This window comes from Ruegeria sp. HKCCE3926, from assembly GCF_017872515.1.
In the GTDB taxonomy this organism is placed as follows: Bacteria; Pseudomonadota; Alphaproteobacteria; order Rhodobacterales; family Rhodobacteraceae; genus Ruegeria.
Genome location: NZ_JAEDOU010000009.1, coordinates 15,112 through 28,861, shown reverse-complemented (window position 1 = coordinate 28,861; position 13,750 = coordinate 15,112). Strand labels below are relative to the sequence as shown.

Annotated in this window: 8 protein-coding genes; 2 read left to right on the top strand and 6 right to left on the bottom strand. The window is 60.5% G+C overall.

Features of this window, described 5'->3' with window-relative positions; all coding sequences use genetic code 11:
- Positions 1–61: 61 nt before the first annotated feature.
- The 5 genes from I9184_RS18275 to I9184_RS18255 all read right to left on the bottom strand — a co-directional run bounded on the left by I9184_RS18275 (position 62) and on the right by I9184_RS18255 (position 6,616).
- A complete protein-coding gene (locus tag I9184_RS18275) occupies positions 62–1,579 on the bottom strand; it encodes an ABC transporter ATP-binding protein (RefSeq protein ID WP_171723876.1) in 1,518 nt (505 codons plus the stop codon).
- On the bottom strand, positions 1,576–2,511 hold the full coding sequence (gene xdhC, locus I9184_RS18270; protein WP_209835365.1) for a xanthine dehydrogenase accessory protein XdhC: 936 nt from the start codon (positions 2,509–2,511) through the stop codon (positions 1,576–1,578). Before xdhC ends, I9184_RS18275 begins: the two co-directional genes overlap by 4 nt.
- Entirely contained in the window at positions 2,511–4,913 is a 2,403-nt protein-coding gene (gene xdhB, locus I9184_RS18265; RefSeq protein WP_209835364.1) for a xanthine dehydrogenase molybdopterin binding subunit, read from the bottom strand. Before xdhB ends, xdhC begins: the two co-directional genes overlap by 1 nt.
- On the bottom strand, positions 4,910–6,271 hold the full coding sequence (gene xdhA, locus I9184_RS18260; protein ID WP_209835363.1) for a xanthine dehydrogenase small subunit: 1,362 nt from the start codon (positions 6,269–6,271) through the stop codon (positions 4,910–4,912). The genes xdhB and xdhA overlap by 4 nt, the downstream gene beginning before the upstream one ends.
- A 180-nt stretch (positions 6,272–6,451) precedes the next feature.
- Positions 6,452–6,616, bottom strand: coding sequence for a hypothetical protein (locus I9184_RS18255; RefSeq protein ID WP_209835362.1), 165 nt, complete (start codon positions 6,614–6,616; stop codon positions 6,452–6,454).
- Between I9184_RS18255 and dnaE the strand changes: the two genes are divergently transcribed.
- Complete coding sequence (gene dnaE / locus I9184_RS18250) at positions 6,615–10,115, top strand: DNA polymerase III subunit alpha (protein WP_209835361.1); 3,501 nt, start codon at positions 6,615–6,617, stop codon at positions 10,113–10,115. The two genes, I9184_RS18255 and dnaE, sit on opposite strands and share 2 nt — an antisense overlap.
- Positions 10,116–10,283: 168 nt before the next feature.
- Entirely contained in the window at positions 10,284–12,122 is a 1,839-nt protein-coding gene (locus I9184_RS18245) for an amidohydrolase (protein WP_209835360.1), read from the top strand.
- Between the two features lie 307 nt (positions 12,123–12,429).
- Here I9184_RS18245 and I9184_RS18240 read toward each other — a convergent pair whose 3' ends face one another.
- Entirely contained in the window at positions 12,430–13,731 is a 1,302-nt protein-coding gene (locus I9184_RS18240; RefSeq protein ID WP_209835359.1) for an alpha/beta hydrolase, read from the bottom strand.
- Between the last annotated feature and the right edge of the window lie 19 nt (positions 13,732–13,750).

The window sequence follows — 13,750 nt, the reverse complement described above, 5'->3', positions numbered from 1 at the left end:
GCTCGTTCCCCTGACTTCTTCATCTTTTCTCAAATACTCTCGCCGAAGGCGGCCCAACAGATCACACATGCGCCACCTCCATTCCGTGGGCACCGCCCATCATCAGCCCGATTTCGTCCACTGTCAGTCCGGTTGTCGGACGTGGTGCACTCAGGCGGCCCTCGTTCAGCGCAGCAAAGCTGTCCGAGATTTCCATCAACTCATCCAGATCCTGAGAGATGCAGACAACCGCCGTTCCCTTTGCCGCCAGGTCGAGAATGGCTTGCCGGATGGCCGCCGCCGCTGCGGCATCCACGCCCCAGGTTGGCTGGTTCACCACCAGCACATCCGGGTTTTGCAGCACTTCGCGTCCGATCACGAATTTCTGCAGGTTCCCCCCGGACAAGGACCGCGCCGCGTTGTCCGGGCCGGGTGTCCGGACGTCAAAAATCTCGATGATCTTCTCCGCAAAGCTCTTGGTCTCGGCCCATTTCAGAAAGCCGTTGCTTTCCAGACCCTCTCGAACCGACCCGGTCAACAGGGCGTTTTCGGTCAGGCTCATGTTCGGGGCGGCGGCATGGCCCAGCCGCTCTTCGGGCGCGGTCAACACGCCAAGTTTGCGTCGCGCGGTCGGACCCAGCTTGCCGATCGCCTGACCGTTGAACTTGATCGCGTCGGCAGATGTCAGGATTTCGCCGGACAGAACGCCCAGCAATTCATCCTGCCCGTTGCCCGCAACGCCGCCAATGCCAAGAACCTCGCCCTTGCGGACGGTCAAATGAACGTTGCGCAATGCGGTACCGAATTCTGACGGAGAAGGCACCGACAGCCCGCTGACATCCAGCGTCACTGCGCCAAATTCACGCTCCGAACGTTCCGGGGTTTGCAGGGCCGTTCCCACCATCAGCTCGGCCATGTCGCGGGCCGAGGTCTCAGAGGGGACACACTCGCCCACATTCTTGCCCAGACGCAGGATCGTGGCGTGATCACACAGGGTCCGTATCTCTTCCAGCTTGTGCGAGATATACAGGATCGACGTGCCTTCGGACCGCAACTTGTTCAGCGTCTCGAACAGGATCTCGACCTCCTGCGGGGTCAACACCGAGGTCGGTTCGTCCATGATCAGCAGTTTCGGGTCTTGCAGGAGGCAACGGATAATTTCAACACGCTGGCGTTCCCCGGCGGACAGATCGCCGACAGTGCGGAACGGATCCAGCGGCAGGCCATAGGTTTCGGACACTTCGCGGATGCGCGAGGCCAGATCACCCATGGCCGGCGGATTTTCCATCCCCAAGGCGATGTTCTCGGCCACGTTCAGCGCGTCAAACAGCGAAAAATGCTGGAACACCATCGCAATTCCGTCAGCCCGCGCGGCGCGGGGTTCAGGCGGCGCAAAGGGCTGACCGCGTAACAGCATGGTGCCACTGTCAGGTTTCACCAGCCCATAGATCATCTTGACCAACGTGGATTTCCCGGCCCCGTTTTCCCCCAACAAGGCGTGAACTTCGCCCTCACCGATATCAAAGGACACCTGGTCATTGGCCACGACACCGGGATAGGCTTTGGTCAACCCTTGCAGGCTCAGCAATGGAGTGGTCACGCGCTCAGGTCCTTCTTCAACTCATTCTGCCGGGCCGGGCGCAGCAGTTGCGCTGCGACGCCCACGGCGATCATCTGCGGGTGTTTGCCCAGCGACGGGTCACCAATCGGGCAGGTAATCCGGCTTATCCGGTCGGGCGGATGCCCAAGAGCCGCCAGCCGCGATCTGAACCGCGCCCATTTGGTAGTCGAGCCGATCAGTCCCGCAAAGCGGAAATCGTGCAAAAGCAGCCTGTTGCACAATTCTAAATCCAGATTGTGTGAATAAGTCAGCACAAGGTGCTCGGCATTGGGCGGTGCATGTCGCACAAGTTCGACCGGTTTCGTCGCTGGCAGATCGGTCACGCCTGCAGGAATCACGTCCGGAAAGCGCTCGGGGCCGGTATCGACCCAAGTGATCGCAAGATCGGGCAGGGGGGACAGAACATCCACCAGCGCCCGTCCGACGTGACCTGCGCCCCAGATCCACAGGTTTCGTGCCGGTTTATGCACCGGTTCGATCATCCAGCCGTCGATCAGGCGTGTTTCGGGTGCAATACCCTGACTGCGTGCTGCCGCCAGCACTCGCTTGACCGAAAGAGGCACGGCACCACCGGATGCTGATCGTGCAATGATCGTATCATCCAGCTTTTCAACCTTCTTGAGATCATAGACTTCGCTGAACAACGAGACCGCTCCGCCGCAACATTGGCCCATGTCCGGTCCCAGCGTGTGATGCGTCAGGCGCGTGGCGACTGTTTGCGATCGTGCGGCCTCTGCGGCCTGGTATTCCAGCGTACCACCACCGATGGTTCCGCTTTGCCCGTCCTTCCAGACCAGCATCGCAGCACCCACCTCGCGCGGGGACGACCCTTTGATCCCGGCGATGACCACCCGAACCACTTTCCCGTGGGTTTTGACCGCCTCCCTCAAAGCCTCAAGGTCAAATCCCATCAGGTGCCTCCCTTCATCCTCTGGACCCCGCGCCAAACCTCTTCGGCCGTGGCCGGAGCGTTCAGGGCCGGGTATCTGTCTCCGCAGGCGGCAACCGCGTTCGACAGCGCCAGCCAGGCCGAGATCCCCAGCATGAAAGGCGGCTCGCCCACAGCTTTCGAACGATAGATCGTGTCCTCGCGGTTTTCGCCATCCCAAAGCCTGACGTTGAAGATGTCCGGCCGGTCCGAGCAGGCCGGAATCTTGTAGGTCGAAGGCGCGTGCGTGCGCAGGTTGCCCGTGTCATCCCAGACCAGCTCTTCGGTCGTCAGCCACCCTGCACCCTGTACATAGCCGCCCTCAACCTGACCTATGTCCAAAGCCGGATTCAGCGACGCGCCCGCGTCATGCAGGATATCCGTTCGCAGAATTCGGTTTTCACCGGTCAGAGTGTCCACCGCCACCTCGGTAACGGAAGCGCCGTAGGCAAAGTAAAAGAAAGGGCGACCGCGCCCGGCGATCCGGTCCCACTCGATCTTGGGCGTCTTGTAGAACCCGGTCGCCGACAGGCTGACGCGCCCTTGATAGGCCAGTGCGGCGGCTTCGGCGAAGGTGTAGCGCTCTTCTGAGACCGAGACATGCCCATCCGAGAACGTGACCGTTGATGGATCGGCCTGATGACGTTCCGCAATATAGGCGGCCATCCGATCACGGATCGTGTCGCATGCGGCCTTCACCGCCATACCGTTCAGGTCACTTCCCGAAGATGCCGCCGTCGCAGACGTGTTCGGTACTTTCGCCGTGTCGGTTGCGGTAATTTTCACCATCTCCAACGGTATGCCAAAGCGCGACGCTGCGACCTGTGCGACCTTCTGGAACAGGCCCTGGCCCATCTCGGTGCCACCGTGATTCAAGTGGACTGATCCGTCCTGATAGACATGCACCAGCGCACCCGCCTGATTGAGGTGGGTCAGCGTGAACGAGATACCAAACTTGACCGGGGAAAAGGCGATGCCCTTTTTGATTACACTGTTCTCGGCATTCCATTTCGCGACAGCGGCCTTGCGCGCGGCATAGTCGCTGGATTTCAGCAACGCCTCGGTCATGCCGTGCAGTTCGAAATCGCTGACCTCCATCCCATAGGGTGTGGTGTTGCCGCCGGCAGGCAGAGGACGCACCGGTGCGTCACCCATTTCAACGGCGCCGCGGCTGGTCAGGTCTTCGTGCGGATCGGGATGCCCCAGTGGTTTTTCTGTCGGTGTGCTCTCGGCCACGGCGTGCGCGGGTGCATAGTAATTCCGGCGGCGCAGTTCGACGGGATCCAAACCCAGCGTATGCGCGGCATGGTCCATGACCCGTTCGATGCCGACCATGCCTTGCGGGCCGCCGAACCCGCGATAGGCGGTGGCAGATTGGGTGTTGGTCTTCAAGCGGTGGCTTTCGATCCGGGCGTTCGGCAAAAGGTAGGCGTTGTCCGAGTGCAGCATCGCCCGGTCGGCCACGGGCAACGACAGGTCCTGCGCCCAGCCGCAGATCGCATAGTGGTGGAATGAGACGCCCTGAATATGGCCATGCTCATCGAACCCGGCCTTGTACGAAATGCGGAAAGCGTGGCGCTTGCCGGTGATGATCATGTCATCGTCTCGGTCATAGCGCATCTTGCAGGCCTTGCCGGTTGCGCGGGCGGCCACGGCGCAGGCCACTGCCAAAGCGTTGCCCTGACTTTCCTTGCCGCCAAACCCTCCGCCCATGCGGCGGGTCTCGACCCGGACGGCGTGCATCGGAACACCCAGTGCGTCGGCCACCTTGTGCTGAATCTCGGTCGGGTGCTGGGTCGAGGAATGCACCAGCATATCCGCACCTTCATTCGGAACGGCCAGCGCGGCCTGACCTTCCAGATAGAAATGCTCCTGCCCGCCCAATTCGAACGAACCTTCGATCACATGCGGCGCACTGGCAATGGCCGCATCCGCATCACCCTTGGCATAGATGCGTGGACCGTCTTCAAACCGGCTGTCGGCGGCCAAGGCGTCCGCGATCGTCAGGATCGGCGTTTCCTCGGCATAGTCGACCTTGCCCAATCGCGCCGCTTTGCGGGCGGCCAGATGGCTGGTGGCGACAACCAGGAACACGGGCTGGCCTATATAGTGCACCGTGCCGTCCGACAGCAGCGGCTCATCGTGGATCGAGGGCGAGACATCGTTGGCGAAAGGCAGGTCCTCTGCCGTCATAACCATCACGACACCCTCGGCGTTTTTGACAGCCGACAGATCCATTGCGGTGATCTTGCCCTTGGCGATCGGGCTCAGGCCAAAGGCCAGGTGCAGCGTGCCCTTGGGTGTCGGGATGTCATCCACGTACCGCGCCGCGCCCGAAACGTGCAAAGGGGCGGCGTCGTGGGGCAGGGCTTGCGTCACACTCATGCTGACACCTCCAGCACATTGGTGATCTCGCCCTGATCTTCCAGGAAATACCGTTGAAGCATCGCCTTGGCGGTTTCCAGTCGATACAGGGCCGAGGCGCGCATATCCGTGAGTGGCGAAAAGTCGTCGGCAAAGGATGGCAGCGCGGCGTCAACGGTCTTGCGCGTCCACGGTTTGCCGACCAAAGCGGTCTCGACATGGGTTGCCCGTTTCGGGATAGCAGCCATGCCACCATAGGCGATGCGCGCCTGTGTGACGCTGCCCTCCGAAACGGTTATGTTGAAACAGCCGCAGACGGCCGAAATATCCTGATCGAACCGTTTGCTGAGCTTATAAACCTTCAGGCGATCTGGCTGGCGCGGGAAGCTGACGGCTTCCACAAACTCGCCCGGAACCCGATCCTGTTTGCCGTAGTCGATGAAGAACTCTTCCAGCGGGATCGACCGCCGCTCGTCGCCCTTGCGCAGATGCAGCGTCGCCCCCAGCGCGATCAGCGCGGGCGGGTTGTCCCCGATGGGCGAGCCGTTTGCGATATTGCCGCCCACGGTGGCCGCATGGCGGACCTGAACGCTGGCATAGCGGCGGATCATCTCGGCATAGGACGGATGCAGATCGGCCATCGCCGCGCCCATGCGATTCATGTCGACCATTGCGCCAAAGCGGACTTCTTCACCGCTGAGCGTGATCTTCTTCAAATCATCACAGCGGTTAAGGAAGATCACCGGGTCCAGTTCGCGCAGTTGCTTGGTGACCCAAAGGCCCACATCGGTCGCACCAGCGACCAGTGTCGCATTCGGGTTCTCGGCATACACGGCGGCCAATTCGTCGGATGAGGTTGGCAGCATGCGCGAAGCGGCAATCGTTGCAGGTGGTTTATCTTTGACCCAAACCGGAACGGGCTGTTCCTCGGCCGCTTTCGCTGCGCGAATGATCGGCGCATAGCCGGTGCAGCGGCACAGGTTGCCTGCTAGCAAAGTGTCATGGTCCGTTGCACCGTTCGTGTGCCCGGCCACCATCGACATGACGAAACCGGGTGTGCAGAAGCCGCATTGCGAACCGTGCAGATCAACCATTGCCTGCTGAACCGGGTGCGCTTCGCCATTCGGGCCGCTGGCGCCTTCAACCGTGCGCACCGCTTTGCCGTGCAGCTGCGGCAGAAACAGAATGCACGAGTTCAGTGCCTTGGCGCCTTCGTCATCCGTCACCATCACGGTGCAAGCCCCGCAATCGCCTTCGTTGCAGCCTTCCTTGGTGCCGGTCAGGCCGCGGTCTTCGCGCAGCCAATCCAGCAGGGTGGCTGTCGGATCGATATCAGCCAACTCCACTGTCTCTCCGTTCAGAAGAAACGTGATGTTCATTCGAGAAACCCGTCGCCTTACCCGGTTGCGCCCTTGTGGCCCTCCTTCGATGCGACGTAGAAAGAGTGGCGGGCGAATTGCTTGCCATGAGATGTTAGAAACAGCGCGGCTTGTCTGGCAAGAAAAACCGCCTCTGTTATACACCATTAGACGTATACGGCCTGAGACCGCCTTTTCTGATTAATGGGCAGCCACTTGTAAATAAAGCGGTTTTTGATTGCGACGCCCAGTCAATCCCGAAGCACCTTCTGAAAAAGCCGAATAATCAATGGCGATTTTTTTGCGGCAAACGCAACGCGGTTCAGTCTTTTGCCGCGCAGCCGGCTGGGGTAGCTTGGGCGTCATGAGCAGTTCTCCACGATTCATCCACCTCCGCGTTCACACTGAATATTCCCTTCTGGAAGGCGCCGTGCGGCTGAAAAAGCTGCCGGGCCTGTGCGAGAAGATGGAAATGCCGGCGGTCGCCGTGACGGATACCAATTCGATGTTTTCGGCGCTGGAATTCGCGGTCACCGCAAGCGGCGCCGGGGTACAGCCGATCATGGGGTGCCAGGTCGATCTGACCTATGTCCAGGCCCAGCCGGGCGAGAAGCCGAAGATGCCCGCGCCTCTGGTGCTGCTGGCGCAGTCCGAGACCGGGTACGAAAACCTGATGAAACTCAGCACGTGTCTCTACGTGGACAAGGGCGGGCAACTGCCTCAGGTCACTTTGGAAGAACTGGCCGACCGATCTGAAGGGTTGATCTGCCTGTCCGGTGGACCTGACGGCCCGGTGGGAATGCTGCTGCAACAGGGTCAGCGCCCGGCGGCCGAAGCGTTGGTCGATCGGCTGGCGGCAATGTTCCCCAACCGGTTTTATATCGAGCTTCAGCGCCATCCGGGTGAAGATGGCCAACCCGAGGCCGAGCGCCTGACAGAACGCGGCCATGTCGAGATGGCCTATGCCAAGAACCTGCCGCTGGTCGCCACGAATGACGTCTATTTCCCGACGCCGGACATGTACGAAGCGCATGACGCGCTGATCTGCATATCGGAAGGGGCCTATGTCGACCAGCAGGAAGGCCGCCGTCGTCTGACGGCGCAGCACTACTTCAAGTCACAACAAGAGATGGCGACCCTGTTCGCCGACTTGCCCGAGGCCATCGAAAACACCGTCGAGATCGCCAGACGCTGCGCGTTCATGGCCTATCGACGCGACCCGATCCTGCCGAAATTCGCGGATGACGAGGTGGCCGAGCTGCGGCGCATCGCCAATGAGGGCTTGCAGAAACGTCTGGCCGTGATCCCGCATGCGGTGACGCCCGAGGAATACCAGGAACGTCTGGATTTCGAACTGGGCATCATCGAAAGCATGGGTTTCCCCGGCTACTTTCTGATCGTCGCGGATTTCATCCAATGGGCCAAGGATCACGACATTCCGGTCGGGCCGGGGCGGGGCTCGGGCGCGGGCTCGCTGGTGGCCTATGCGCTGACGATCACCGACCTTGACCCGCTGCGCTACAGCCTGCTGTTCGAACGCTTCCTGAACCCCGAACGGGTCTCGATGCCCGACTTCGACATCGACTTCTGCATGGATCGCCGCGAAGAGGTGATCCGTTACGTGCAGCAGAAATACGGCCGCGACAAAGTGGGTCAGATCATCACCTTCGGCGCGCTCTTGTCCAAGGCCGCAGTGCGCGACATCGGGCGGGTGCTTCAAATGCCATATGGGCAGGTGGACCGCCTGTCCAAGATGATCCCGGTTGAGGGGGTGAAACCTGTTTCCATCGAAAAGGCGCTGAAAGACGAACCCCGCCTGCGCGAGGCCGCGCGCGAGGAAGAGGTGGTCGACCGCCTGCTGACCTATGGCCAGCAGGTCGAGGGGCTGTTGCGGAATGCTTCGACCCACGCGGCAGGCGTGGTGATCGGCGACCGTCCTCTGGATGCGCTGGTGCCGATCTATCAGGACCCGCGTTCGGACATGCCCGCGACCCAGTTCAACATGAAATGGGTGGAACAGGCCGGGCTGGTAAAGTTCGACTTTCTGGGTCTGAAGACCCTGACCGTTATCCAGAACGCGATGGACCTGATTTTCAAATCCGGGCGCCCATTGCACATCGCCGCCGATGGCACCGAACTTTATGAGCCCGCCGAGGGGGCTGAAAACCAGATCAACGCCATCCCGCTGGATGATGAGGCGACGTACAAGCTTTATTCCGCGGCCAAAACCGTGGCGGTGTTCCAAGTGGAAAGCTCGGGCATGATGGACGCGCTCAAGCGCATGAAGCCCACCTGCATCGAGGATATCGTGGCGCTTGTGGCGCTCTACCGCCCCGGCCCGATGGAAAACATCCCCACCTATTGCGAGGTCAAGAACGGCCAGCGCGAGATCACCTCGGTCCACCCGCTGATCGATCATATCCTGGAAGAAACGCAGGGCATCATCGTCTATCAGGAGCAGGTGATGCAGATCGCGCAGGTCATGGCGGGATACAGCCTTGGCGGCGCCGACCTGCTGCGCCGCGCGATGGGCAAGAAGATCAAAGAGGCGATGGACGCCGAACGCCCGAAATTCGAGGCCGGCGCGGCCAAGAACGGCGTGGACGCCAAGAAGGCCTCCGAGGTGTTCGACCTCTTGGAGAAATTCGCCAACTACGGCTTCAACAAGTCCCACGCGGCGGCCTATGCGGTGGTCAGCTATCAGACCGGCTGGCTCAAGGCGAACCACCCGGTCGAGTTCATGGCCGGGGTCATGAACTGCGATATCCACCTGACCGACAAGCTGGCGGTGTATTTCGAAGAGGTCCGCAAGGGGCTGGGCCTGCCCAACGTGCCGCCCTGCGTGAACCGCTCGCTGGCGACCTTCGACGTGGTGGATGGCCAACTGGTCTATGCGCTCGGCGCGCTGAAAAACGTGGGCGTCGAGGCGATGAATCTGGTGGTGCAGGGCAGGGGAGACAAACCGTTCGTCAACCTCTTTGACTTCGCCCGCCGGGTCGACCTGAAGAAGGTCGGCAAACGTCCGCTGGAAATGCTGGCGCGTGCCGGCGCTTTTGATGAGCTCGACAAGAACCGTCGCCGCGTGTTCGAAAGCCTTGACCGTCTGGTGCAGTATTCGGCGGCGATCCATGAACAGAAAAACTCCAATCAGGTGTCTCTGTTCGGCGAGGCAGGCGACGACCTGCCCGAACCGCGCCTGTCGCCGACGCCGGACTGGCTGCCGGCCGAACGCCTCAGCGAAGAATTCAAGGCCATCGGCTTCTATCTCTCGGGGCATCCGCTGGACGATTACATGCCCGCGCTGAAGCGCAAACAGGTGATGACGCTGGACGAGGTGACGGAAAAGGCCCGGTCTGGTCCGTTCATCGCCAAGATGGCCGGGGTTGTCGCCGGGCGGCAGGAGCGGAAATCGGCCAAGGGCAACCGCTTTGCTTTCGTTCAAATGTCTGATCCCACCGGCGCCTATGAGGTCACGCTGTTTTCGGACACGTTGGAGAAGTGCCGCGAGTTTCTGGAAACCGGCGCGCAGGTGGTTCTGACCGCCGAGGCGACGATGGAAGCCGATCAGCTCAAGCTGCTGGGCCGCTCGGTTGGCCCTGCGGATTCCCTTGTGGCCGAAGCCGGAGCAACCGGGTTGCGCATCTTTGTTGACGAAGCGCAGGTCGTACCAACGGTCGCCAAGGTGCTCGAGGACGCCGCCGGGGCGGCGCGCGGGGCCTCGAAGGGGCCGATCCAGCTCTGCCTGATGGCGCCGGGGTTGCCGGGCGATGTCGAGATGGATCTGGGCCAGGACTTTCCGATCAACCCGCAGATCAAGGGCGCGATCAAGTCGCTGGACGGGGTGCTGTCGGTCGAGGAACTGTAGCAGGAAGCCGGGGCTTCGCTTTCAGTCGCCGGGATGGCGGCTTGCGGACACCTCTGGCTGGCCGAAAAATCTTGCAATGCGTGTCTGTCGGGCAATACGCTTTAGCCACGATAGACACGACCATTATTCATTTGTTTGTCTTCCGATGTATTTAAGAGGGTATTCCTGATGTCACGTTTGCTGAATCTTGTCTGGCTGGCGGGTTTTGCCATGTCAACCAGCGCCGCGACCGCGCAGGAGGCCGCCGACACGATCTATACTGGCGGACCGATCCTCACGATCAACGATGCGCAGCCGACCGCCGAGGCCGTCGCGGTTAAGAACGGGCGTATCCTCGCCGTCGGCGCGCTTGCGGATATCATGGCGCACCGGGGCGACGCGACGGAATTGTTCGATCTTGACGGCCGGGCGATGCTGCCGGGCTTTGTCGACAGTCACGGGCACGTGGTTTTCGGTGGCCTGCAAGCCTTGTCGGCGAACCTTCTTTCGCCGCCGGACGGCGGGGTCACGGACATTGCCAGCCTGCAACAGGCGCTGCGCGACTGGATCGATGCAAACAGGGATGCGGTCGAGAAGGCCGGAGTGATCATCGGCTTCGGCTATGACAACGCCCAGCTAGCCGAGAAGCGCCACCCGACCCGCGAAGACCTTGACGCGATCTCTCAGGAGCTTCCCATCGTGATTGTCCACCAGTCCGGCCATCTCGGCGTGGCGAACTCGAAGACGCTTGAGATTGTCGGCTACGATGCATCGACGCAGGACCCGGCCGGTGGCAAGATTCGGCGGGAAGCCGATGGCGCGCCGAACGGGGTTCTCGAGGAATACGCGTTTTTCGGGACGCTCGTCCCCGTCCTGAAGCAACTCGGTCCGGACGCCTTCGCGGAATTCGCGGTTGCCGGGTCCAAACTCTGGGCGCGTTTTGGCTACACCACGGGGCAGGACGGCCGGTCCTCGGGGTTTGCCGTCGAGTCGCTGAAGGCCATGGCGGCCGACGGCAGGATACCGATTGACGTCGTGGCCTATCCCGATGTGTTGGAAGCCAGGGATTATATCGGCGACAATGTTTCGAAAGAATATGAAAACGGTATTCGCGTGGGCGGTTGCAAGTTGACGATCGACGGCTCGCCGCAAGGCTTTACCGCGCTCCGCGACCGTCCCTACTATGACCCGGTTGGCGACTATCCCGCAGGCTACAAGGGGTACTCGGCGGTGACCATCGAGCAGGTGCAGGATGCCGTGAACTGGTGTTACGAGAATGGCATCCAGATCATCACCCATTCCAATGGCGAAGGCGCGTCGGACATGCTCATTGCTGCGCTTCAGGCTGCGCAGGACAAGTATGGCGATCCGGGCAACCGACCCGCACTGATACACGGCCAGTTCCTGCGCGAGGACCAGGTCGACGCCTACAAGCGGCTGGGCGTGTTCATGTCCCTTTTCCCGATGCACACCTTCTATTGGGGCGACTGGCACCGCGACCACACCGTGGGCCCGGTCAATGCCGAGAACATTTCGCCCACTGGTTGGCTGCTCGAGCGGGGCATGATGTTCGGCTCGCATCACGACGCGCCGGTCGCCTTGCCTGACAGCATGCGCATACTGGATGCCACCGTGACCCGGCGCACGCGATCGGGTGACATTCTTGGCCCCCGTCACCGGGTCGACGTCGCGACCGCGCTCAAGGCGCTGACGATCTGGCCCGCCTGGCAGCATTTCGAGGAGAACGACAAGGGGTCGATCGAGGCGGGCAAGCTTGCCGATTTCGTGCTCCTCTCCGAAGATCCCACCGCCATCGACCCCGAGACGCTGGACGCCGTCAGGATCATGGCGACGATCAAGGAAGACACGGTGATCTACGAGGCGCGCGACGAGGTGAAGAAGGGCGAAATCCGCTCTTCGCCCTTCATGAGCGACCCGGTGTCAGCGCACAACTTTCTTCACGCGATGTATCAGGCAACCGGTGTGGAGAGGCCGTGGCTTCAGCAGCTGATGTTCCGGTTGGAATGAATTCGGGAATCGAGCTGGACCGGGTGTAGTCGGTCGAGGATCCGTAGCGAGAAGCGGGGGCTTTGCCTTCAATCGCCGGGATGGCAGCTATGAGCCCATTGTGCGCATGCGTATTTTGTGCAGCATCAGCGCGAAGGGCGGACATCGGCTGTTCACGGCGCTCGGATCATAGGTCCCGAATGCGGAAAACGGCCTCGATCCGCTGAGACTTGACAACGTCCATTTTCTTACGTTTTTCAATATGGGCGAGCGGCTTCAAAGCGTCTCTCCAAGCCACTCGCCCCCTCCTTTCAGCGATCCATTTTTCTCATTCCGAACCAAGATGCTCTTCTAGGAACACAGCGACGCGGCGAACAGCTTCAGCGGATTCCGGTGTCTCGGAATGACCGTGGAAGCAGTGTTGCATGGCGTCGTGAACATCCAGAATTGCCTCGTGGCCCGCACTACGCAGGACTCCGTACATGCGTATGCCGTCGCTCATCTGAATTTCCTTAGACCCAGTCTGTACCATCGTCGGAGGGAAATCTCGCCCCTCGAAATTGTCGTACACAGTTGAGTAGCGCGGATCTTGTGCTTTCTCTTCAGTAATTCCCAGCATCGGCCAGACTGAGTCGATCAAGTGATCTACGTTAGTGCGTGGATCGTCGTACCGCAGCGTCCATGTCGAATCGCTATTGAACGAGAAATCAGTCTGCGGGCTTTGCATTACGGCCGCACCAGGCAGCGCTCCTCCGCGATGCGACATGGCATTTGTCGCCATTGCCACCAATCCACCGCCCGCGGAACAACCGTAAATTCCGACGTTCTCTGGTTTATAGCCACCGCCCTCTCCGGTCAGTGCATCAAAAACGGCGATCACCTGATCCCGCTGGTCCAAAATGTCCCAGTCGGGGGCTGGCATCAATTTGTAATCGACGGAGGCAATGTCGATGCCCATATGATTGGCAAGTGGTGCTGTCCGGTCAAACGTTGTTTCCGGAGTGTTTCCGTAAAAGGCACCACCATGTGCATGAATGAGTATCTTTCCCGGATGGCGGTTTTCGCTCGGACTGATAATGACCGTTCTAACACCACCTATCTCACGTTCCTCGGTCGACAAGTTGTAAGTCTTTAAAAGTTGTTTGCCGGCGGCCTCCATCGGATCGATCAATTCATCGTGCAACGACTGCCATGCACCGTAGTCCGTTGGGTCTGGGTAGCCTTCCCAACTGCTGGTGAGCCAATTGGGCGTCCAGTTAACCATCACCTCACGCATTTCCGGGCTGACAAAATCGGGAATATGCGTTGGAAATGTCTTGTTTCGATTTGGATCATTGGGGTCAGCGTTGAAGGTCGCAATGGAAAGAAGACGCCGTACATCTTCGTGACATGGCGCGTTCTGACTTTTCACTTCCAACTTATCGCACGCCTCTTTCAGCGCGGACAATTCTTCGTTCAAGCGCTCGACGGCAGTGGTGCCTTCCTCAGATTTCAGAATCTCGCCGACGCGAGCATAAGCGTCAGACATCAAATTCCAGTGCGATCCGTGGTCTGCTGCTTCAGAAGCGGCAACCGTAGCAAGTCCCGCCAATGCAGCTGAAGCCAGAAACGGAGATGTCCAAGTTTTCATTTGATATCCCTTTCTTTGG

Coding starts and splice junctions, on each gene's coding strand:
- xdhC (WP_209835365.1), bottom strand. CDS start 2,511: ATGGGATTTGACCTTGAGGCTTTGAGGGAGGCGGTCAAAACCCACGGG.
- xdhB (WP_209835364.1), bottom strand. CDS start 4,913: ATGAGTGTGACGCAAGCCCTGCCCCACGACGCCGCCCCTTTGCACGTT.
- xdhA (WP_209835363.1), bottom strand. CDS start 6,271: ATGAACATCACGTTTCTTCTGAACGGAGAGACAGTGGAGTTGGCTGAT.
- dnaE (WP_209835361.1), top strand. CDS start 6,615: ATGAGCAGTTCTCCACGATTCATCCACCTCCGCGTTCACACTGAATAT.
- I9184_RS18255 (WP_209835362.1), bottom strand. CDS start 6,616: ATGACGCCCAAGCTACCCCAGCCGGCTGCGCGGCAAAAGACTGAACCG.
- I9184_RS18245 (WP_209835360.1), top strand. CDS start 10,284: ATGTCACGTTTGCTGAATCTTGTCTGGCTGGCGGGTTTTGCCATGTCA.
- I9184_RS18240 (WP_209835359.1), bottom strand. CDS start 13,731: ATGAAAACTTGGACATCTCCGTTTCTGGCTTCAGCTGCATTGGCGGGA.